17 protein-coding genes and 2 pseudogenes are annotated in these 21,666 nt (G+C 45.8%); 10 read left to right on the top strand and 9 right to left on the bottom strand.

Annotation, left to right across the window (positions count from 1 at the left end):
- The first annotated feature begins 13 nt into the window (after positions 1–13).
- The 4 genes and pseudogenes from XBJ1_RS16120 to XBJ1_RS16135 all read left to right on the top strand — a co-directional run bounded on the left by XBJ1_RS16120 (position 14) and on the right by XBJ1_RS16135 (position 1,678).
- Positions 14–247 (top strand): hypothetical protein, encoded by a 234-nt coding sequence (locus XBJ1_RS16120; RefSeq protein ID WP_012990088.1) that lies wholly within the window; start codon positions 14–16, stop codon positions 245–247.
- A 1-nt stretch (position 248) separates the two neighbouring features.
- Positions 249–638 carry a hypothetical protein gene (locus XBJ1_RS22640; protein ID WP_012990089.1) on the top strand — a complete coding sequence of 130 codons (390 nt, stop codon included), beginning with the start codon at positions 249–251 and terminating at the stop codon, positions 636–638.
- Between the two features lie 290 nt (positions 639–928).
- Positions 929–1,381 (top strand): annotated as a pseudogene (locus XBJ1_RS16130) (phage portal protein); the annotation flags it as partial.
- 41 nt (positions 1,382–1,422) lie between these two features.
- Positions 1,423–1,678: pseudogene (locus XBJ1_RS16135) on the top strand (helix-turn-helix domain-containing protein).
- Positions 1,679–2,072: 394 nt separating this feature from the next.
- On the opposite strand, the gene fis reads toward XBJ1_RS16135, so the two are convergent.
- From fis to XBJ1_RS16160, 5 genes are all read right to left on the bottom strand, one after another.
- Entirely contained in the window at positions 2,073–2,369 is a 297-nt protein-coding gene (gene fis, locus XBJ1_RS16140; RefSeq protein WP_010847912.1) for a DNA-binding transcriptional regulator Fis, read from the bottom strand.
- A gap of 7 nt (positions 2,370–2,376) precedes the next feature.
- Positions 2,377–3,360, bottom strand: coding sequence for a tRNA dihydrouridine synthase DusB (gene dusB, locus XBJ1_RS16145; RefSeq protein WP_038199360.1), 984 nt, complete (start codon positions 3,358–3,360; stop codon positions 2,377–2,379).
- Positions 3,361–3,648: 288 nt separating this feature from the next.
- Entirely contained in the window at positions 3,649–4,530 is an 882-nt protein-coding gene (gene prmA, locus XBJ1_RS16150) for a 50S ribosomal protein L11 methyltransferase (protein ID WP_012990096.1), read from the bottom strand.
- Positions 4,531–4,583: 53 nt separating this feature from the next.
- A complete protein-coding gene (gene panF / locus XBJ1_RS16155; RefSeq protein ID WP_012990097.1) occupies positions 4,584–6,029 on the bottom strand; it encodes a sodium/pantothenate symporter in 1,446 nt (481 codons plus the stop codon).
- Positions 6,019–6,261 (bottom strand): YhdT family protein, encoded by a 243-nt coding sequence (locus tag XBJ1_RS16160; RefSeq protein ID WP_012990098.1) that lies wholly within the window; start codon positions 6,259–6,261, stop codon positions 6,019–6,021. The genes panF and XBJ1_RS16160 overlap by 11 nt, the downstream gene beginning before the upstream one ends.
- Positions 6,262–7,003: 742 nt before the next feature.
- On the opposite strand from XBJ1_RS16160, the gene XBJ1_RS19135 reads away from it, so the two are divergent.
- Complete coding sequence (locus XBJ1_RS19135) at positions 7,004–12,640, top strand: inverse autotransporter beta domain-containing protein (RefSeq protein ID WP_012990100.1); 5,637 nt, start codon at positions 7,004–7,006, stop codon at positions 12,638–12,640.
- Positions 12,641–12,775: 135 nt separating this feature from the next.
- Here XBJ1_RS19135 and accC read toward each other — a convergent pair whose 3' ends face one another.
- From accC to XBJ1_RS16185, 4 genes are all read right to left on the bottom strand, one after another.
- Positions 12,776–14,125, bottom strand: a complete 1,350-nt coding sequence (gene accC, locus XBJ1_RS16170; RefSeq protein ID WP_012990101.1) for an acetyl-CoA carboxylase biotin carboxylase subunit — start codon at positions 14,123–14,125, stop codon at positions 12,776–12,778.
- An 11-nt stretch (positions 14,126–14,136) separates the two neighbouring features.
- Positions 14,137–14,589: an acetyl-CoA carboxylase biotin carboxyl carrier protein gene (accB, locus tag XBJ1_RS16175; RefSeq protein WP_012990102.1), complete on the bottom strand. Its 453-nt coding sequence runs from the start codon at positions 14,587–14,589 to the stop codon at positions 14,137–14,139.
- Between the two features lie 18 nt (positions 14,590–14,607).
- Positions 14,608–15,069 carry a type II 3-dehydroquinate dehydratase gene (aroQ, locus tag XBJ1_RS16180; protein ID WP_012990103.1) on the bottom strand — a complete coding sequence of 154 codons (462 nt, stop codon included), beginning with the start codon at positions 15,067–15,069 and terminating at the stop codon, positions 14,608–14,610.
- Positions 15,070–15,208: 139 nt separating this feature from the next.
- Positions 15,209–16,198 (bottom strand): MDR family oxidoreductase, encoded by a 990-nt coding sequence (locus XBJ1_RS16185; protein ID WP_012990104.1) that lies wholly within the window; start codon positions 16,196–16,198, stop codon positions 15,209–15,211.
- A 650-nt stretch (positions 16,199–16,848) separates the two neighbouring features.
- On the opposite strand from XBJ1_RS16185, the gene mreB reads away from it, so the two are divergent.
- From mreB to rng, 5 genes are all read left to right on the top strand, one after another.
- Positions 16,849–17,892, top strand: a complete 1,044-nt coding sequence (gene mreB / locus XBJ1_RS16190) for a rod shape-determining protein MreB (RefSeq protein WP_038192479.1) — start codon at positions 16,849–16,851, stop codon at positions 17,890–17,892.
- A gap of 108 nt (positions 17,893–18,000) precedes the next feature.
- On the top strand, positions 18,001–19,035 hold the full coding sequence (gene mreC, locus XBJ1_RS16195) for a rod shape-determining protein MreC (protein ID WP_012990107.1): 1,035 nt from the start codon (positions 18,001–18,003) through the stop codon (positions 19,033–19,035).
- Positions 19,032–19,520 (top strand): rod shape-determining protein MreD, encoded by a 489-nt coding sequence (mreD, locus tag XBJ1_RS16200; protein ID WP_012990108.1) that lies wholly within the window; start codon positions 19,032–19,034, stop codon positions 19,518–19,520. The genes mreC and mreD overlap by 4 nt, the downstream gene beginning before the upstream one ends.
- Before the next feature lie 72 nt (positions 19,521–19,592).
- On the top strand, positions 19,593–20,180 hold the full coding sequence (locus XBJ1_RS16205) for a Maf family protein (RefSeq protein WP_012990109.1): 588 nt from the start codon (positions 19,593–19,595) through the stop codon (positions 20,178–20,180).
- A complete protein-coding gene (rng, locus tag XBJ1_RS16210) occupies positions 20,177–21,646 on the top strand; it encodes a ribonuclease G (protein WP_012990110.1) in 1,470 nt (489 codons plus the stop codon). Before XBJ1_RS16205 ends, rng begins: the two co-directional genes overlap by 4 nt.
- Positions 21,647–21,666 lie beyond the last annotated feature (20 nt).

Below are 21,666 nucleotides of genomic sequence, written 5' to 3' on the forward strand. Positions count from 1 at the left end.
AATCATTTAATACATGACCGATTTTGGTGACATAGAAACATCAGGAAAAAATCATTGGATAGTTTGGGAAGGAGTAGTAGAAAACTATGAGAAAGAAAATATCACAAATAATTCAGATCTGAATCAATATGTAAATTTAAATCTGTTTTCATGGGGTAAAGTGGAACATCAAATTAAAATAAACAAATCATTAGATTATGTACTCAACCATATTTTTGGAGGGTTGGTTTTTAACCCAATGAAATAACATGAAAAAAATATTAATTGTTTTTATTTTTTTACTTTATGGTTGTGGTAATCCAACGCCAAAAGTTTTACCAAAATCAGAGTTTCTTCCTGATGCAGTGATAAATGAACCATATCAGGCATCAATTACCATCACAGGAGGTGCATTGAATGAAAAAAGCGTTTGGGTAAAAATTCATCCTACTGGCTCAGGACTAACATGGAATCCAAAAGATAGTTCTTTCCTATGGGGTGGAAAAAAAGAAATAAGAAAAGATTACCATCATATAAATATAACAGGTACCCCAAAGAAGATAGAATTGATAAAAATTGAAATAGTAGGGTTTACTTTAGGTACAATGTACGCAGGGAAAGAGTTCAATAAAAATTATACTATAAAAGTAAGGGAATAATTGTCACTATAAGAATGGCGATTTAATTCGCCATTTTTTATACTTTCTCAACATAATCAGGATTCTTTCTTATTATTTTTCATGGTGCTAAAAACTTTTTTTGCAAAAATAAATTAACTACAAAATACCATGAAAAAATTACTCGAACTACGTCATACGTCAACAAAAATCCGATTTACCCCATCAAATGCACTCGCTTCTCACCAAAGCGAAAAACGAAAAACGTTCACTCACCAGCGATGAGGCCAAAGAGTTCGACGAACTGCGCAGCCAGTCCGACACGCTGAATACGGAAGGCACTGGAAGCCCTCGAACGTTATAAAGGTGCGCGTAATGCCGGAAAAAAGCCGATCCTTGAAGGTGCGATGGAATACCAGCAGTTAGGCATGAGTAACCAAGATGCCGAATGGCTGGTCTCCCGCCGTTTTACCATTGATGATATCGCCCGCATGTTCAATGTCAGCCCGATCTTTTTGCAAGAATATTCAAACAGCACTTACAGTAATTTTAGCGAAGCGTCTCGCGCTTTTCTGACTATCACCATGCGCCCGTGGCTTGCCAACTTTGAACAACAAATCAAGGCCGCCTTGCTGATGACTTTGCCGAAGCGGGGGATTCGTTATCAGGTGGAATTTGATACTGCCGACTTACTGCGTGCCAATCCGAAAGAACGTTTTCAAAGTTATGAGACGGCGATTAAATCCGACGTCATGACGACACCCGGTAGTGCTAATCCTGTCTGAATCGCCACCATCAATTTTAATTAATGGAAGGGGTAGCAGGAATGAATAACGTTAGAAATGACTGGCATCAAGCCGATATTATTGCTGCATTACGTAAGCGTGGTACAACCTTAGCAGCTGTTTCTCGTGAAGCAGGACTCACTGGCAAATGCTCTCAGCAGACCGTGGCCGAAAGGCGAATGGATAATTGCTAACTATCTCGAAATACATCCCTCTGAAATCTGGCCTAGCCGTTATTTTGATTCTTATACCGGAGAATTATTAGAAAGGAAAGTTCGCGATAAATCATCAAAATAATCATTCTAATGCCAGAAAAACATCAGGGAAATAGTCACCTCATTTCATTGCTCACAGAATATTATTGGCGTTGATGGGGTGACACTATCGGTGATATTATTACGAAAAGGTCAGATGATAACCGTTACAGGGAACTCTTCTGATTGGTAGAAATATAGTTAGCCGTCACTTCAGCTTCTCAATAACTTTCGACGAAATGCTTCGCAACCCTCTATTGCTATGAATACGCTTCGATTTTAAACATCTTCATTTTTCTTTCTGGTACTTATGCTTTGCAACGTGTCTTTATGTTGAGGAATTTTTGGTGGGGTAATCGGTGGGGTAATCCTAAACAAAAAAAGCACTTCCCCTAAAAGAGAAAGTGCTTTTATAACAACATGATCTAAGACTAGGATCAGTTCATGCCGTATTTTTTCAGTTTCTTACGCAGAGTACCACGGTTGATTCCCATCATCAGGGCTGCACGGGTCTGGTTGCCACGGGTGTATTGCATCACCATGTCCAACAGTGGCTGTTCTACTTCAGCCAGTACCAGCTCATACAGGTCATTAACATCTTGACCGTTCAGTTGAGCAAAATAGTTCTTCAGTGCTTGTTTAACTGAGTCACGTAGAGGTTTTTGAGTTACCTGATCTTGTGAATTTACAGTAGCAACGGTTAGTACATCAGAATTTACGCGTTGTTCGAACATAGTTCTGTCAGCTCTTTTCTTTATTTACGCAAAAATTTTCGAAGTATGCCTCCAACGCCTCCAGCTGTTCGCTGGCATCCTCAATGGCGTTGAATGTGCGCCGAAACTGGTCATCAGGAGCATGTTCCTTGAGGTACCAAGATACATGCTTACGTGCAATACGAACTCCTTTGCCTTGACCGTAAAAGTCATGCAGTTCTCGTACATGCTCGCTCATTAAATGCTGCACGTCGCCAAGAGGCATCGGTGGCAGCAATTCTCCTGTTTCCAGATAATGCTGGATTTCCCGAAAGATCCAGGGTCTTCCCTGAGCAGCGCGGCCTATCATCAGGGCATCAGCCCCGGTGTATTCAAGCACTGCTCTGGCTTTAAGCGGGTCAGTAATGTCGCCATTAGCAATAATTGGAATGGCAACAGTCTGCTTAACTGTCCGAATGTTGTCGTACTCGGCCTCACCATTAAACAGACAGGATCGCGTCCTGCCATGTATTGTAAGAGCCTGAATACCGCAACGCTCAGCCAATTGGGCAATTTCTACACAGTTACGCTCTTCCGGTGACCATCCAGTGCGAATTTTCAGTGTGACAGGTACATCAACTGCATTGACTACCGCAGAAAGGATTGCTTGAACCAATTCCGGGTAACGCAGTAATGCAGAGCCTGCCAGCTTACGATTCACTTTTTTAGCTGGGCACCCCATATTGATATCAATGATCTGAGCGCCATTGGCAACGTTGATTCTCGCTGCCGCCGCCATCTCATCAGGATCACTGCCGGCAATTTGTACAGAACGCACTCCAGATTCGTCGCGATGAACCATACGCAGCCGAGATTTATCTGTCTTCCAAACCTGTGGGTTGGAAGAAAGCATTTCTGATACTGTCATTCCTGCACCCATGTCATAGCATAGCGATCGAAACGGGCGATCTGTTATGCCAGCCATAGGAGCTGCAATAAGACAGTTTTTCAACTGGTATTGTCCGATACGCATAGGCGAAGAAAGAGTGGCCAACTGTGATTAACTAAGGGCGCGTATATTACGCATTTTTCACAAGATATGAAAGGCCAAACTTTGAGCGAATCGATATTTATAACGGAATTTTTCCAGTTGATTTTTTTAAAGTTTGTTAATTACTCTTAAATAACATCAAGTTAGATATTATTTAAGAAATTTATCGTTACCTGTATTTATCATGATGAAGAGCGCGGATTACCACCAATTAACCCCCTAGGTGATCATTTTAGTGGATAATCTCGTTTTTCAATAGGCATCAAGTGATTATTTTTTAATCCCAGTAATGCGGCACCACTCTTCCTGTTCTGCAATCGGATCGATAATAAATTCATTGTTATAGGCTTGGACAACGCCTTCTGCCTGACTTGCCAATACGCCAGACAAACCCAAGAATCCACCAGATTTAGGCAGTGAGCCAATGATCGGCGCGAGTTCACGCAATGGGCCAGCCAAAATATTGGCAATGACGATATCACACTTGAGGTCTGCTGGCTGATTTTTCGACAAATAGAGTGTTAGTTGTGCAGATACACCGTTGCGTTCCGCATTATCCCGGCTTGCCTGAATCGCCTGTGGATCGATATCAATGCCGATGGCCTGTTTTGCCCCGAGTTTCAGGGCGGCGATAGCCAAAATGCCAGAGCCGCAGCCGAAGTCGATAACCGTTTTTCCTGTCAGGTCAAGGCCGTCCAGCCATTGCAGGCACAGGGAAGTCGTTGGGTGAGTACCGGTGCCAAATGCCAGACCTGGATCAAGCATCACATTGACGGCATCCGGTTCTGGCACTTCTCGCCAGCTTGGGCAAATCCACAAGCGGTTGCCGAAACACATGGGATGGAAGTTATCCATCCATTCACGTTCCCAATCTTTATCTTCCAACTGCTCGATTTTATGAAGGAACCCTTTGCCAAGCTGTGGAACCTGCTCCAGTTGGCCGACTACGGCTTTCATATCCATTTCTGCATCATACAACCCGATAACATCGGTATCGCCCCATAAGCGGGTTTCTCCCGGCAGAGGCTCAAAAATCGGTGTATCGTGGCTGTCCTGAAAGGTTACTGACACCGCGCCGCTTTCCATCAACTCGTCACCGAGGGCTTCGGCCTGTTGTCCCGTGGTGTTTAATCTTAATTGTATCCAAGGCATAAAAATTCTCTTTCTGTGAATCATTTTCTTATGGAAATGAAATTATATCGCCGCTATTGAGATGCGGCGATCTGTTGGTATTTACGGCTGCCAATCATATTCCCTATCCCGAAGGCCAGTAAACTGAATAACAACGATGGTACTATCGGATGGAAGCCAAAAATCTGGATATTGAAACTGGCCAGCAATGTATAGCTAGTCGCACCGATGAGCATTGAGCCAATGGCACCATATGCATTAGCTTTTTCCCAGTATAGCCCCAGCACCAGTGGCCAAAGGAATACCGCTTGCAACCCGCCAAACGCCAGTAAATTCAGCCAAATAAGCATTTCAGGTGGGCGCCATGCGGCCAGCAGCAGCAGCATCCCCAAAAATAGAGTGGAGTAGCTGGAAATGCGAGAAAGTTTTTTCTCTTGTCTGATTTGCTGGGGGAACAGATTTAAATAGAGATCTTTGACGATAGTAGCCGAAGATTGCAGCAATTGGGCATTAATTGTTGACATAATCGCGGCCATCGGTGCCGCCAGAAAAATACCCGCAGCGACAGGCGGCAGTACGGTGATCATCAAAGTTGGGATCACTTGGTCCGGGATGGTCAGATCAGGAATAATCGCTCTTCCCAAAGCCCCCGCAAGGTGCATACCGAACATCAGGATTGCCATCACGATAGTACCGATGATAATACCGCGATGGACAGCTTTGCTGTCCCGATAGGAAATACAGCGAACAGCGGTATGTGGCAGCCCTATAACACCAAAGCAGACAAGTACCCAGAAAGACGTCATAAATGGCCCTGTAAGGATGTTATCAGCACCGTGGGGTGAAACCAGATTGGGATCAATGGCGCGCAGTGTGGCAATAGCTTCTGACAAGCCCCCGGCTTTGTAGATGATACCTGCCAGCAATAATACCGTTCCCAGCAGCATGACCAGCCCCTGTAAGGCATCGTTGAGGACACTGGCTCTGAACCCGCCAAATGCCGTGTAAAGCGCGATTGAAATGCCAAAAATCAGCAATCCGGTATCGTAGGGGATACCTGCGGCTGTTTCCAGCAAACGAGCACCGCCAACAAATTGTACGGTCATCGCCCCGACAAAGGCGACCAGCAGGCTCAGGCTGGCAAACCAGACCAGAAAACGGCTCTGATAGCGGGCATACAGCATGTCGTTCAAGGTGACGGCGTTGTAGCGACGGGCGAGGATGGCAAATTTTTTCCCCAGCACGCCGAGGGAGAGCCATATCGCGGGCAATTGGATCAGGGACAGCAGAACCCAGCCGATACCGTACTTATAAGCTGCACCGGGGCCGCCAATGAAGGAACTGGCGCTGATGTAGGTTGCCGTGATGGTCATGGCGAGTACAAAACCGCCCATTGAGCGATTGCCGAGAAAATACTCATTCAAAAATTCGCCTGTTTGACGGCGACGGTAAGCATAGATTGACAGCAGGAAAACCAACGCCAAATACCCTACCAGAGGTAAGATCACTTCAGTTTGCATTATCATCCTCCAATGGAACTTCTTTGAATATAAACTTCACCATCAACCAGCAGAGGATGATAAATAAGGCTGGGAGCAGCAGGCAAGCCAGTTCAAACCAGCGGGGTAATCCAGTTAAGCCGATGGCATCACTGGGTAAATAGGCACACAGTAACCAACCAACAAGATAAGCCAACGCCAGGGATACTGCCCAGCGCGCTTCTTTGTGGGATTGAACAAATCGTCTGTCCATCCGTTCTCCGGGTAACTTCTATGAAACAATATGAGGAGAATTGTACGGTAATGTACAGATTTATTCAGGAGAAAAATGTGCCGTGAAAAATCAGAGTAAAAATCAAAAAAAATGTTTTAATTTTCAACAAAATAATATTTTATTGAAATCAGTATTTATTTTGTCTTTTTGTTAACAATGGTGGAATGAATTTAATTATTGATAATAAAAAGATTTAGTTTTAAATGTAAAAAAGCGTTTTTTATTAATTATGGGTTTTTATGAGTGCTTTTTTTTCCATTTTTTGCCAAGGATTGAAACGAAAAACAGATTACATTTTGACGAGAAATGTTAACTCAAAATCGCTATTTTGATAAGAAATGATGAAAGTTTTATTGTTTAATTTGTTTTTAATTTATTGATTTTTTTAATTAAATTAAAATTTATTTTGGAGAAATATAATTGTTTTTATTTTTCTCTGGAATGTCATTTGATTTTTATTTGGTTTTTAATTAAAAGTGATGGAGAAGGTTTTTTTATATTTTGGCAACTTTTCATTATTTAGCTGAATTATTTTTCGTGTTAGAAAGTTTGATAAGTCTTTTATCTTGCCTATTAAATGACTTGACCATCATTGATGGAAAAATTATCTGGTTCATCTGACTTCATTTAAAGTCTATTAGATTATAGAAAATAGGCGTGAATGTTATCAACGCATGACATTGCTTGAGGTCAATAGTGTTAATTTCAAGGGTTGGTAAACATGCTAAAAGAACAAAACAGGCAGCGGACAGATAAACAACGTCATCGGATTAAGCTGGTGGCTTGGGTGAATATTTTTTCCCAGGTTGTATTTCTGATGGCGGGTACTTTTACTCCTGTGCTGGCGGCTGCCAAAACGCATCCGGTTGCACAGGAAGATCGTTCCCTCAGCAAACCGATGACGAAACTGGAAGGGGGGGGTGAAACTGACCTCACAAAACCGCTCTCCAGTAAAGCGTTGGCGGATCGTTTGAGGCAAATTTCCGCCACTGAACCTTCTGAAAATACCACTGAACGCTGGCTGGCGAATGCAGCTTCCCATGCGGCGGGGATGCTGAAAAACAACAATATTGTGGACAGCGCTAAACGTCAATTACACGGTCTGGCCGTCAATGAAGCCAATCAGGCTGTGCAAAACTGGCTGCAACGCTATGGCACGATCAAATTGCAGGCTAATGTGGATGATCGTGGGCGCTTAGAAGGCAGTCAGTTTGATATGTTATTACCGCTCTATGATCGCGAAAAACAGATGGCCTTTACCCAGTTTGGTCTGCGTCGTATTGACAACCGTACTACCGTCAATGTTGGTCTGGGGCAACGTCATTTTCTTAATACCGGCATGTTTGGCTATAACGCTTTCGTTGACCATGACATTACCCGTGATCATACTCGTTTCGGCATTGGTACCGAGTACGCCCGTGATTTTATGAAATTCGGGGCGAATGGCTATTTCCGGGCTAGTAGCTGGAAAGATGGCCAAAAAATGAAAGATTACGAAGAACGTCCGGCCAATGGTTTTGATTTGCGTGCAGAAGGTTACATTCCTGCCTATCCGCAATTAGGGGGTAAGCTGATCTATGAGCAATATTTTGGTGATGAGGTTGGCCTGCTGAGTGAAGAACGTCGACAAAAAAATCCGTCCGTTTTTACTGTGGGTGCCAGCTATACCCCGATCCCGCTGGTGACATTGGGCATTGACCGTAAACAAAGTGCGCAGGGCCACGGTGAAACTCTGGTTAATTTTGGCCTGAACTATGTACTTGGGACGCCGTGGTCAAAACAGATTGACCCGGATGCGGTAGCCTTTAAACGTAGTTTGCAAGGTGGGCGTTATGATTTGGTCGAACGTAATAATCAAATCGTACTGGAATACCGGAAAAAAGAGCTGATACGCCTGAGGATGGAAAAACAGATTAGCGGGCACGGCGGACAAGTCATGTCGTTGAATGTTAATGTCAGTAGTAAATATGGACTGAAAGAAATTGTCTGGGATATGGCAAATCTGGTGGCTGGCGGCGGCAAACTGGAGAAACCGGATACGCCAGTGCGGGGGGGAGAGCATTATCGGCTGACTTTGCCACCGTTCCATAACAAGGGCAACAATACCTACATCCTGTCCGGGATTGCCTATGACAATCAGGGCAATGCTTCTGAACGGGCGGAAACACAGATACAGGTGATCTCTTTAGCTATCGATCTTAAAGACTCGGGGTTTGAGCTGCCTCATCAATCAATGGCAGCAGATGGAAAAACCCAAACCATACTCCGGTTGAGGCTGATAGGCAACAATGGCAAACCCGTCACTGGTGTCGCAGGTAATATCACGTTCATATCTGATCTCAATAGCCTGAGAGGCGAAGGTAAAAACCCTATATTGGGCACCGAAGTTAAAGAAGTATCGGAAGGGAGCGGTATTTATGAAGTTACCGCCACGGCTGGCACCAAACCTGGCGAATGGAAAATCATTGTCACGGTGGATGACAAGCCACTGAAACATGGTACGGAAATTCAGTTTGATGTTGCCAATGCGCCGACAATCAGCGATCTCATCGTCGCGGGGGTCATAGAACAGAGTAAAAAACTCAGTGCGACCTACCAGTTTAATGCCAATGGGGGTAATGATACAGACCACTCCTTCTTTGCCTGGGGAGCAGAAAGCACTACCGCAGACAAAGTAACGTCACTAGCCAAAGCGACGGGCATTGAAGAAACCGTACCCCCTCCCAATGAAATCCAGAATGGGATTACGTCCTCAGGTAACGTGAAAGAAAAAGGTCTTGTACCTGAATACACCATTCCACAGACCGCAGTGGGTAAAGTACTGGAACTGTCAGTACTGGCTTCCAACGCAATACAAATTTCTCACTTCCCCCCAGAAACCGTCGTTCTGCGCAAAGGAATGCAGGGGAATAAGACGACAGGCGGCAATAGCGAAGGCGGAGTCACTAACCCAGATGCCGCCCCGGTTATTACCAAACTGACGCTGAGTGGTGATTTGGAAGTTGGAAAACGCCTGACAGCCACTTACCAGTTTGACGGTAATAGCGGTAATGACACTGATGACTCAAAATATACGTGGCATGATAAGAATGCACTGGTTACTGATGACCAGTTGAAATCTGTACCTGCCGTCAGTAAGGATAGTAAGACGAAAACGGGGACATTAACTCGGGATCTGAAACAAGAAGATGCTGGTAAAATGTTGGCGATTTCTGTTAAACCGATTAACGGTGAAGGCATAGCGGGTCAACTGCGTACCGTGGATACCAGCATGAGTGAACAGGACGGTAATAAAACCCTTACTCCTCCGGGAGATAAGCCGGGTAGCATTTTTGATCCGGCAGGCAAGCCTGCCATCAATGAGCTTAAGCTGGAAGGTATTCTGGAGAAGGGAAAAACACTAACGGCAAAATACGTCTTTGAGTCGGGAGCAGGTGATATAACGGATAAGTCGGGGTATACATGGTGCCGCAAGCAGTTGAATGGCCAGCCCGATGGCACAACCTGTCAGGCCGGTATTGGCCCCGATAGAGCCGGTCAGGTCAGTGAAGTGGATTATTTACTGGAGGCTAAAGATGTCAACCGGATCGTGGAATTTTCGATTCGGGCAGAAAATGCTTTGGGCGTGAAAGCGGATGATACCCGGACGATCAACACCAGTAGCGAAGGCGGAGTCACTAACCCAGATGCCGCCCCGGTTATTACCAAACTGACGCTGAGTGGTGATTTGGCAGTTGGAAAACGCCTGACAGCCACTTACCAGTTTGACGGTAATAGCGGTAATGACACTGATGACTCAAAATATACGTGGCATGATAAGAATGCACTGGTTACTGATGACCAGTTGGAATCTGTACCTGCCGTCAGTAAGGATAGTAAGACGAAAACGGGAACATTAACTCGGGATCTGAAACAAGAAGATGCTGGTAAAATGTTGGCGATTTCCGTTAGACCGATTAACGGTGAAGGCATAGCGGGTCAACTTCGTACCGTGGATACCAGCATGAGTGAACAGGACGGTAATAAAACCCTTACTCCTCCGGGAGATAAGCCGGGTAGCATTTTTGATCCGGCAGGCAAGCCTGCCATCAATGAGCTTAAGCTGGAAGGTATTCTGGAGAAGGGAAAAACACTAACGGCAAAATACGTCTTTGAGTCGGGAGCAGGTGATATAACGGATAAGTCGGGGTATACATGGTGCCGCAAGCAGTTGAATGGCCAGCCCGATGGCACAACCTGTCAGGCCGGTATTGGCCCCGATAGAGCCGCTCAGGTCAGTGAAGTGGATTATTTACTGGAGGCTAAAGATGTCAACCGGATCGTGGAATTTTCGATTCGGGCAGAAAATGCTTTGGGCGTGAAAGCGGATGACACCCGGACGATCAACACCGGTAGCGAAGGCGGAGTCACTAACCCAGATGCCGCCCCGGTTATTACCAAACTTACGTTGAGCGGTGATTTGGCAGTTGGAAAACGCCTGACAGCCACTTACCAGTTTGACGGTAATAGCGGTAATGACACTGATGACTCAAAATATACGTGGCATGATAAGAATGCACTGGTTACTGATGACCAGTTGGAATCTGTACCTGCCGTCAGTAAGGATAGTAAGACGAAAACGGGAACATTAACTCGGGATCTGAAACAAGAAGATGCTGGTAAAATGTTGGCGATTTCTGTTAAACCGATTAACGGTGAAGGCATAGCGGGTCAACTTCGTACCGTGGATACCAGCATGAGTGAACAGGACGGTAATAAAACCCTTACTCCTCCGGGAGATAAGCCGGGTAGCATTTTTGATCCGGCAGGCAAGCCTGCCATCAATGAGCTTAAGCTGGAAGGTATTCTGGAGAAGGGAAAAACACTAACGGCAAAATACGTCTTTGAGTCGGGAGCAGGTGATATAACGGATAAGTCGGGGTATACATGGTGCCGCAAGCAGTTGAATGGCCAGCCCGATGGCACAACCTGTCAGGCCGGTATTGGCCCCGATAGAGTCGGTCAGGTCAGTGAAGTGGATTATTTACTGGAGGCTAAAGATGTCAACCGGATCGTGGAGTTTGTGATTCGGGCAGAAAATGCTTTGGGCGTGAAAGCGGATGATACCCGGACGATCAACACCAGTATGAAGTGGGAGGAAGGAAACCATACCGGTGGCGGAAATGATCAAGGCAGTGTTATTGATCCGGACAAAGATCCTGTTATTACTCATCTGGCATTAATTGATCCATTGGTGATAGGTAAAAAAATAACGGCGACCTATTCCTTTGACGATAACAATGGTTATCCGGATGATGAATCCCTTTATGCGTGGGGAGTGTATGAACCCGGAGAGGATGATCCGACAATACAGGCTATAGAAAATTCCAATGATGCCATAGACAAAAGCGGTTATATCCCGGAATCTTTCGGACTGACCGATCAACATGCAGGTAAAATCATTGCATTGACTGTCAGGCCAAAGAATAGCAAAGGGAATATAGGAAGTATTGTCCGGGCGCAGGGTACGGTACTGGGGATCGCGGAGAATTTTGATGTGACATGGAATGTGGGCACTGAGGAGGATTTAAGCAATGGAAAGAAAGCGCCTAAAGTGAAGAGAGAAGAACCCATCACACTTACCGTAAAAACCCTGAAAAGTGGCAATGCCATAAGGGGAGTGCCGATTAAGGTTGAACTGGGGAAAGCCACTGGCCGAGCCAAGACGGAGCGGGTCGATCCTACTGTGCAGTTGGAAATTACCGGCAAAACTTACAAGAGTGGTGACACTTATATGGGTTTTACCGACAAAAATGGTGAATTAATAATGACGGCCACTGATAGGAATAGTATCGGTTTAAAAACTTCCGTGTCGATAACGGTGAATGAAGGTACGGGTGCTAAAACTGAGACTAAAACACAGGATGTTATTTTTACTGTGATTACCAGTCCTGATACAGATTTGGCCAATTATTGGGGGCATATGGTTGAGGAGCTCCCGATCAATGCGGGCAAATTTTCACGGCCATTATTGAGCAAAGAAGTACAAAAATACTATCCAAATCTCTCAACTGGGATTGTTCAGGAAAATAATGAAGATTGGTCAGCATACAATTATGAAAATTTTAAAAATTTATGTCAGGCGAAAGGAAAGAGAGCACCACAAATAGGTGAATTGCAAGAATTGGGAGGTTTGGTACAGGATAAATATCAATTTACTCCCACATACGGTTGGCCCACTGTGTCGAGCCGTTCTTGGTATCGTTCAGACACCGATGCCCCCAACCAAGGACCACATTTGAAGTCAAGCTACGCCTTGGATAATTTTAAAATAGGTAAGAATGGACCAAGTGATATAAATATGGTTTCTTGTATTTAAACAAGAAACTTTGTTTACGATTTTATTAAGGTGAGCGCTTAGGCCGTCATCGAGTTCAGTTATAAAAAAATCCCACCTTTTAAAGTGGGATTTTAATCATTCAAAGCAACAACGTCTGAACATCAGTAAGAAATCTTACTTCTCCTGCAAACCCAGTTTCTTCTCCAGATAGTGGATATTGGTTCCGCCTTTCTGGAAATTCTCGTCATTCATAATCGCTACTTGCAGATCGATATTGGTCTTGATGCCATCGATGATCAACTCGGCCAGTGCATTCTTCATGCGAGCAATTGCCACTTCACGGGTTTCGCCGTACGTGATCAGCTTACCGATCATGGAATCATAGTAAGGCGGTACAGTATATCCTGCATAGATATGGGATTCCCAGCGCACGCCGAACCCGCCCGGAGAGTGGAAATGGGTAATTTTGCCCGGGCTTGGCAGGAAGGATTTTGGATCTTCTGCATTGATACGGCATTCGATCGCATGACCTTCGATCACGATATCTTCCTGTTTGATGGACAGTGGCAGGCCAGAGGCAATGCGCAACTGCTCTTTAATCAGGTCAACGCCAGTAATCATTTCTGTGACGGGGTGCTCAACCTGAATACGGGTGTTCATCTCGATAAAGTAGAACTCACCATTTTCATACAGGAATTCAAACGTACCTGCCCCGCGATAACCGATTTCGATACAGGCATTGGCACAGCGCTCGCCGATAGTGCGACGCAATTCTGCTGAAATACCCGGTGCAGGTGCTTCCTCTACCACTTTCTGGTGACGGCGCTGCATGGAGCAGTCACGTTCAGCCAGATAGAGAGCATGACCCTGACCATCTGCCAGTACCTGAATTTCAACGTGACGTGGGTTCTCAAGGAATTTCTCCATGTATACCATGTCATTGTTGAAAGCGGCCTTGGCTTCTGCACGGGTCATAGCGATGGATTGTTCCAGATCTTTGTCGCTGCGTACAACGCGCATACCGCGACCACCACCACCACCTGATGCCTTGATGATCACCGGATAGCCAATGCGTTTCGCAATGGCTTTATTTTTCTCGGTATCATTCCCTAATGAGCCGTCAGAACCGGGAACACAGGGAACACCGGCTGTTTTCATCGCGTTAATGGCGGAGACTTTATCCCCCATCAAGCGGATGGTTTCTGCTTTAGGGCCAATGAAAACAAAACCAGAACGTTCTACTTGTTCAGCAAAATCGGCGTTTTCAGACAGGAAGCCATAACCGGGATGGATTGCCTGAGCACAGGTAATTTCTGCCGCAGAAATAATGGCAGGAATGTTCAGATAACTTTTTGCTGATGCCGCAGGACCGATACAGACGGTTTCATCCGCCAGCAAGACGTGTTTCAGATCACGATCTGCCGTAGAGTGCACCGCAACGGTTTTGATCCCAAGCTCTTTACAGGCTCTCAGGATACGCAGTGCAATTTCACCACGGTTAGCAATGACAATTTTCTCAAGCATGGAACGCCTCGTTATTCGATGACGACCAGTGGCTCGTCAAATTCAACAGGTTGACCGTCTTGTGCCAGAATTGCTCTAACCACGCCGGTTTTGTCAGCTTCGATTTGGTTCATCATTTTCATTGCTTCAACGATGCACAGGGTATCGCCCTGATTAACACGCTGGCCAATTTCGATGAAAGCTTTTGCATCTGGACTTGGTGAGCGGTAGAACGTGCCGACCATTGGGGAGCAGACGGTATGACCGATAATTTCCGCTGGTTTTTCAGCAGCAGGAATGGCTGGTGTGGCGGCTTGCACTGACTGTTGAACAGGCGCTGAAATATATTGCTGAGTCATTGGCATGTGCTGGGCTGCTGCTATACGGCTGATACGTACTGATTCTTCACCTTCAGAAATTTCCAGTTCAGAAATGCCGGATTCTTCAACCAGCTCGATCAATTTTTTTATTTTACGAATATCCATGAATGTGGTTCCGTACTCTTAGGTAAATGAGTTGAATGTTGACAAGCGGTTGACCGCTGCCTGTAATGCGAAACTATAACCATCGGCACTCAATCCGCAGATCACGCCAACGGCAATATCAGAAAGATATGAGTGATGGCGGAATGGCTCGCGGGCATGCACATTGGAGAGGTGAATCTCAATAAATGGGATATCAACCGCTAGAAGTGCGTCGCGTAGTGCCACGCTGGTATGTGTGAATGCCGCAGGGTTAATCAGAATAAAATCGGTATCGCCCCGCGCCGTATGAATTCTCTCAATCAATTCAGATTCTGCATTGGATTGCAGATGGGATAATTCGACTCCCGATTGGTGAGCTTCTTTTGACAGTTTGCTGACGATATCATCAAGCGTTAACTTGCCGTAGGTCTCTGGCTCTCGCGTTCCCAACAGGTTCAGGTTGGGGCCATTCAAGAGTAAAATGCGAAACTTGTCTGCCATTGTGCGGGTATCTCCGGCAATCTGTCAACAATCGACCAAGATAACTCGATGTCAACGGTTTGTCATCTTTTTCTGCTACCATTATTTGTAAATTTGGCGATAAAGCCCGACATTATAAACATATCGTGGCATTTAGCAGCTAAATACTGGTCTTATCAGCTACCTTTACCAACGTTCTGCCAGTCATTTGGTTGTTTATCAGTTTATTGGCGTATTCGACCACTTGATCTAATGAAATTTCAGTGGTGGCCTGTTGATAAAAGGCGTCAGGTAATAATTTCTGTAACCTTTGCCAAATATCAGAGCGTTTTACGGCAGGCACGGTGACTGATGAAATACCCTGTAAGCGAACATTGCGCAGAATAAACGGCATCACTGTCGTGGACAGTTGGCTGTCACTCGCCATGCCACAAGCAGCGACGGTGCCGTTGTAATGCACCTGTGCCAGCAGGGTTGCCAGTACTGTGCCACCGATGGTATCAATGACGCCGGCCCAGCGCTGTTTCTCCAGCGAACGCGATGGCTGATTAAAATCAGTGACAGGCAGGATCGTCTTTGCACCCAGTGAAAGTAAATAATCTTGGTTTTCGGTTTTGCTGCTGATGGCGACGACGGAATATCCCAGTTGTGACAGCAGGGTAATTGCTGTGCTGCCGACCCCTCCACCGGCACCAGTAACAGCAATTTCTCCACTTTCCGGTGTCACTCCTCCTTGCTCCAGCGCCATGATACATAACATGGCGGTAAAACCGGCTGTGCCGATGATCATGGCTTGTCTGGCGCTTAATCCCTGTGGCAACGGTGTCAGCCATTCACCAGAAACTCTGGCCTGTTCTGCCAGCCCGCCCCAGTGATTTTCACCTACGCCCCAGCCCGTCAGCAAAACGTGTTGGCCGATATGAAAGCGGGGATTTTCAGAATGATGGACAACACCAGAAAAATCGACTCCCGGCACCATCGGAAATTGACGGATAATTTTGCCTTTCCCAGTAATAGCAAGGGCATCTTTGTAATTGAGTGTTGACCAGTGGATATCTACAACGACATCGCCAGAGGGCAGTTGCGAGGTATCAATATTTTGAATAGAGGCTGATAATGTCTCGTGTTGTTCAAGTAATAAGGCTTTCATCATTATTCTCTCTTGATGGGGTTTTTATATCCGACACCATCACCATTTTGACATCATCACAATATAGATAAAATTGAAAGTGCTGAAACGGACGAGCAGCAATATTGTGATGGAGAGTGGCAAAACCGGGATTATTTATTTTTGTTCAAGATGACAATGTAAAAGATCAAATGCACAGGGTAACAATCAGGAAAATGACATTATTGATTTGCTCAGAATAATCCTTATTTTTACCTATTACCGTTGATGGTGACGTTCTTTTTGACAATGCACTATCCGGGGAGGTCAGAATGTTGAGAAAAAACACGTTTTGGTTGAACTTGCAGAAGTGATTACAGGTCAACATAGAAGCAGTAAAATCGGGGGTAGTTGTATCGCGATATGCACTATAATGTTGGTTTTTGAGGCATTTGATCATTTTAGGGCATAGTGATGAGGTTATCGGTGAAATTAACCCGTTTTTATGCAGTTTTTTTCTGCTCCGTTAGAGAAAAGTAACGTAGAATATTGTGTGTCTGATATGAATAATAACGTAGCCACTTTTATTGAAGTAGTAAAAGTAGTTAGTGATGCGCCTTGTCGCTGCTTCATGTGGTTGGTAGAGTAGACGGACAATATCCGTCCCCAGCTTGCAGGATTATCCTTTCGTTATGTTAAAGAAATTTCGTGGCATGTTTTCCAACGATTTGTCCATTGACTTGGGTACTGCCAATACCCTTATTTATGTCAAGGGTCAGGGAATTGTACTCGATGAACCTTCTGTCGTTGCTATCCGTCAGGACAGAGCCGGTTCACCAAAAAGTGTTGCCGCTGTAGGGTCGGCAGCAAAACAAATGCTGGGGCGTACTCCGGGTAATATCGCAGCTATCCGTCCGATGAAGGATGGGGTTATTGCCGATTTTTATGTCACGGAAAAAATGTTGCAGCATTTTATCAAACAGGTTCACAACAACAGTTTCATGCGCCCAAGCCCACGCGTACTGGTCTGTGTACCTGTTGGGGCAACTCAGGTTGAACGTCGTGCTATTCGTGAATCTGCCCAGAGCGCGGGGGCACGGGAAGTCTTTCTGATTGAAGAGCCAATGGCGGCAGCAATTGGTGCCGGTCTGCCTGTTTCTGAAGCAACTGGCTCAATGGTTGTGGACATTGGTGGTGGTACGACTGAAGTTGCAGTTATTTCCCTCAATGGCGTTGTTTATTCCTCTTCTGTCCGTATCGGCGGGGATCGCTTTGATGAAGCGATTATCAATTATGTTCGCCGCAATTATGGTTCCCTGATTGGGGAAGCAACCGCAGAACGTATCAAACATGGAATTGGTTCTGCTTATCCAACGGATGAAGTCCATGAAATCGAAGTACGTGGCCGTAACCTTGCCGAAGGTGTACCGCGTGGCTTCACCCTGAATTCCAATGAAATCCTTGAAGCCTTACAGGAACCCCTGACCGGTATCGTCAGCGCAGTTATGGTCGCACTGGAACAGTGTCCGCCAGAACTGGCTTCTGATATTTCGGAGCGAGGCATGGTTCTGACGGGGGGTGGTGCGCTGCTGCGTAATCTTGATCGCCTGCTGATGGAAGAAACAGGCATTCCTGTCATTGTAGCTGAAGATCCTCTGACCTGTGTTGCCCGGGGTGGCGGCAAGGCGTTGGAAATGATCGACATGCATGGTGGTGATCTGTTCAGCGAAGACTGAACGTAACTCTGCGAGCTGGGGGGCGGTTATGTGTTATCGGGGCCTCCTTGCTGTTTGTTCGGGAGTTTGATCGTTTATGACACAACACAGCTTAACAATGCGCAATTTATGAAGCCGATTTTCAGCAGTGGATCTTCTCTGCAAGTACGACTCTTTTTAGCTGTTATTATTGCCATTATTCTGGTTGTGGTAGACAGCCGTTTCGGTTTTTTTAATAAAGTCCGTAGCTATATGGATACGGCAGTCAGTCCTTTTTATTTTCTGGCCAATGGGCCACGCCAATTTCTGGATGGCATCTCTGAATCTCTGGCTACCCGTAAGCATCTTGAGATGGAGAATAATACCCTACGCAATGAGCTGCGGTTACAGAGCAGCAAACTTCTCTTGCTGGGGCAACTGAAACATGAAAACTCCCGTCTGCGTGAATTACTGGGATCACCGGTGCGTCGTGATGAACACATGATGGTATCGCAGGTGATTTCGGGTGGCATTGATCCTTATCGAGATCAGATAGTCATTGATAAGGGGGCTAAAGATGGCGTGTATGAAGGGCAGGCTGTCATCAGTGATCGGGGGGTTGCTGGTCAAGTCATTTCAGTGAGTCATTTGAGCAGTCGGGTATTGTTAATTTGTGATCCGACTCATGGGTTGCCTGTTCAGGTCATGCGCAATGATCTCCGTATGATTGCCGCCGGAGCCGGATGTACGGAAGATCTGCATCTGGAGCCGATGGCAAGTGATACCGACATTCGTGTTGGTGACGTACTGGTGACATCGGGTCTGGGTGGGCGTTTTCCCGAAGGGTATCCGGTAGCGGTGGTGTCTTCCGTCAAAATAGACAATCAGCGGGCTCATGTGGTCATTCGTGCACGCCCACTGGCTGAATTACGACGCCTGCGCTATCTGCTGTTGTTGTGGGGATCAGATAACGATCCGTCGGAACCGTTGCCGCCTTCCGCAGTACATCGCGCAGCAAATGAACGCTTGATGCAGATGTTACCTGAGGTACTGCCGAATCCACTTGAAGAAAAACCGCAGCTTCCGACGCAGGATTCAGGTGAAGGAAAAAAAGGCAATATAGAGGGGAATAAAACACTGTCTGTAACAAAGCCCTCGTCTTCAGCTACAGGAAATCGTCAATGAATCAATATCGTAGTCGAGGGCGCTGGGTCATCTGGTTATCTTTCCTGATTGCAATCGTATTGCAGATTATGCCGTGGCCGGAGCAGTTCTATATGTTCCGGCCTACCTTGCTGGTGCTGTGCTTAATTTACTGGCTGCTTGCGATCCCTCATCGCGTCAGTGTGGGTACGGGCTTTGTATTGGGCATCATTACTGACTTATTACAAGGCAGTGTTCTCGGTGCACATGCTTTGGCTTTCAGCATCATTAGTTTTCTGGTGGTGTTCAAATTTCAGTTAATTCGTAATATGGCGCTCTGGCAGCAAGCACTGGTTGTCGTGGCGCTTTCAACGCTGATGAATCTCTGTATTTTTCTGGCTCATGCTTTGATACCAAAGACGCTTTTCCATCCAGAAGTGTTCTGGAATGGCCTGGTCAATGGTATTCTCTGGCCTTGGCTATTCTTATTAATGCGGAAAATCCGTCGTCAATTTTCAGTTCGTTAAAGGCAGTTTCCTGTTTTTAAATGGACTGATATTAATAGCCTCCAATGCAATATGCTTTAAGGATGACTCACGATGAAAACCCTTTATTTAGCTTCTGGCTCACCAAGGCGACGTGAGCTGGTGGGAATGTTAGATTTTAATTTTGAGATTCTGACACCACAGGTCGAAGAAAAATGGCAGGAAGGGGAATCACCGCAGCAATATGTCAGCCGACTGGCCAGAGAAAAAGCACAGGCGGGCGTGGCAATAGCACCGAATGACTTTCCTGTTCTGGGTGCGGATACTATTGTTGTATTGAATAACCGTATTCTGGAAAAACCGCGTAATCCACAACATGCTGCTGAAATATTGAGTGCTTTGTCCGGACAGAGTCATCAAGTTATGACGGCTGTAGCTTTATCGAACAGTCAGCACACCCTGAGTGAGATAGTCATTACAGATGTGATATTCCGCCAGTTATCCCAACAGGAAATACAGGAATATATTGCAACTGGGGAGCCGATGGATAAAGCCGGCGCTTATGGCATTCAGGGTAAGGGCGGTTGTTTTGTCAGAAAAATTAATGGCAGTTACCATGCTGTTGTCGGCTTACCACTGGTGGAAACATGTGAATTAATCACACGATTTTTAGTATTAGCTGATGGGAAGCATTATTCATGACAGCAGAGTTATTAGTCAATATCACGCCATCCGAAACGCGGGTTGCTTATATTGATGGCGGTATTTTGCAGGAAATACATGTTGAACGGGAAGCGAGAAGAGGCATTGCCGGAAATATTTACAAAGGTCGGGTGAGCCGGGTTCTGCCCGGAATGCAGGCGGCTTTTGTTGATATCGGGCTGGAGAAAGCCGCCTTTCTTCATGCTTCGGATATTGTGCCTCACACCGAATGTATTGCGGGTGAAGAGAAGAAGAATTTCCAAGTCAGAGATATAGCCGAGTTGGTTCATCAAGGGCAGGATTTGATCGTGCAGGTGGTGAAAGATCCCCTCGGCACAAAAGGTGCCCGATTGACGACAGATATTACCCTGCCATCCCGTTATCTGGTGTTTATGCCGGGAGCCTCTCATGTTGGTGTTTCACAGCGGATAGAGAGTGAAGAAGAACGCGACCGCCTGAAATCCATCGTGATGGATTACTGTAATGAGCATGGTGGGTTTATTATCCGTACGGCCGCCGAAGGTATAGGAGCAGAAGAGCTCGTACAGGATGCCGCATTTTTGCAGCGCCTGTGGGGTAAAGTGATTGAACGTAAGAAACGTAATATCACCAAAAATAAAGTATACGGTGAACTGGCACTGGCACAGCGTGTTCTGCGTGATTTTGCGGGCGCTCCCCTTAATCGTATTCGGGTTGATTCCCGTCAGACATTCCTTCAATTACAGGAATTCATCGACGAATATATTCCTGAAATGAACGCCAAGTTGGAGCTTTATCAGGGAAACCAGCCTATATTCGATATTTATGATGTTGAAAATGAAATTCAGCGCGCGCTGGAACGTAAAGTAGAATTAAAGTCGGGTGGTTATCTGATTATTGATCAAACGGAAGCCATGACGACAATAGATATTAATACTGGCGCTTTTGTCGGGCATCGTAATCTGGAAGAAACGATCTTTAATACTAATATTGAAGCCACTCAGTCGATTGCCCGTCAGCTAAGGCTGCGTAATTTAGGTGGGATCATTATCATTGATTTTATCGATATGGGTAATGAAGAACACCGTCGCCGTGTGCTGGCTTCTTTAGAACAGGCATTGAGCAAAGACCGGGTGAAAACAACCATTAATGGTTTTTCCCAGCTTGGTCTGGTGGAAATGACCCGCAAGCGGACACGGGAAAGTATCGAACATATTTTATGTGATAACTGCCCGACTTGTCAGGGACGTGGCACGGTAAAATCCGTTGAAACGGTATGTTATGAAATTCTGCGTGAGATTGTGCGTGTTCATCGCCTCATTGATGCAGATCGTTTTCTGGTTTATGCCTCTCCTGCTGTGAGCGAAGTCCTGAAAGGGGATGAATCTCACGCCTTGGCTGAGGTGGAAATTTTTGTGGGCAAACAGGTTAAGGTACAGACAGAACAACTCTACAGTCAGGAGCAATTTGACGTTGTGATGATGTAAAACCACCGGGTTTGCAGAGA

This window comes from Xenorhabdus bovienii SS-2004 (assembly GCF_000027225.1).
In the GTDB taxonomy this organism is placed as follows: Bacteria; Pseudomonadota; Gammaproteobacteria; order Enterobacterales; family Enterobacteriaceae; genus Xenorhabdus; species Xenorhabdus bovienii_C.